The following is a 1,355-nucleotide window of genomic DNA, read 5'->3' as shown; positions in this document are numbered from 1 at the left end:
GGGTCTGTTCAATTAACTGTGTCATTCTATAATTTTTCTTTTCCAAGGCCCTCCCAAAAACACAAGGGTTTTGGAAAAGAAAAATTTTATCTTGTAAATCGTTCATCAAAAATAATTGATAATTGTGATTGTATCGTATTCCATCCAAACATTGGAGTTTGCCAATTGTCCTCTACAAACTGTTTTTGAATCAGGAACAGAAGTTTCATCAGGGCCATGTCACTACTAAATACCCGTTTTGTTTTTGTTACTTTTCTTAGACGGCCATTGAAGTTTTCAATTACGTTGGTCGTGTAAATCAACTTCCTGATTTCCGGTGGGTACTTGTAAAAATTACTTAACCTTTCCCAATTCGATGTCCAACTCTTTGTGCTGTATGGATATTTTGATTCCCACTTGCTGCAAAATGCATCAAGGGCTGATTTTGATGCTTCGCTGTTGGGAGCCTGGTAAATCTGCTTCATGTCTTTCACTACAGCCCGGCTTTCTTTAAAGGGGACAAACCGCATCGTATTCCGTACCTGATGGACTATACAAAGCTGAACATCTGCCTGCGGAAAACTGGCTTCAATGGCTTCGGCAAATCCTTTCAGGTTGTCGATACAGGCAATGAAAATATCCTCTATGCCACGCGAACGTAAATCAGACAATACGCCTAGCCAAAAGCTTGCGCCTTCTGAATGGCCAAGGTACATGCCCAAAATATCTTTTAGCCCATCCCGGTTTACACCGATAATGCAATAGACTGCCTTGCTTACGATCCGGCCTTCTTCCTTGACTTTAAAGTGAACTGCATCCATCCAAACAACCGGATAAACCGATTCCAACATGCGGTTTTGCCATTCTTTCACATCTTCAATTACCTTATCGGTAACAGAGGTTAAGGTAGCTTCGGAGGTCTCCAAACCATACATTTCGTGCAAATGCTTACGGATGTCACTGTAACTCAAACCAAGGCCATAAAGTGATATGATTTTCTCATCCAGTTCTTCGTTTAAAACACGCTGCCGTTTCTTAACGATCTGGGGCTCGAAACTGCTGTTCCTGTCTCGGGGCGTTTGAAGATCAACAGCGCCAAGGCTGGTCTTTAATGTCTTTCCTATGCTGCCATTGCGCCGATTGGAAACTACATCATGTTCCAGATGACTGTCAAGTTCGCCTTCAAGACTTGCTTCCAAAATCCGCTTAATTAGTGGGGTAAAAATACCTCCTTGCCCCGACAATGGGGCTCCTTTTTTGAGACGCTCGATGGCTTCCTTCTCAAATTCTTCAAAATCAAAACTTGATTCTCTTTTCATTTTGCCAAACTAAAAATTTATATCCTTCTAACTTGACACACTTATTTGAACAGCGTC

General features: G+C 41.6%; 1 protein-coding gene. It reads right to left on the bottom strand.

Features of this window, described 5'->3' with window-relative positions:
• Window positions 1–86 precede the first annotated feature (86 nt).
• Window positions 87–1,298, bottom strand: coding sequence for an IS256 family transposase (locus tag BUB08_RS19920; protein ID WP_073003683.1), 1,212 nt, complete (start codon window positions 1,296–1,298; stop codon window positions 87–89).
• Window positions 1,299–1,355: the final 57 nt, after the last annotated feature.

Origin of the sequence: Mariniphaga anaerophila, from assembly GCF_900129025.1 — a bacterium.
Classification (GTDB): domain Bacteria; phylum Bacteroidota; class Bacteroidia; order Bacteroidales; family Prolixibacteraceae; genus Mariniphaga; species Mariniphaga anaerophila.
Note: the sequence above shows the minus strand (reverse complement) of the source record. Positions and strands in the feature narration are given on the sequence as shown.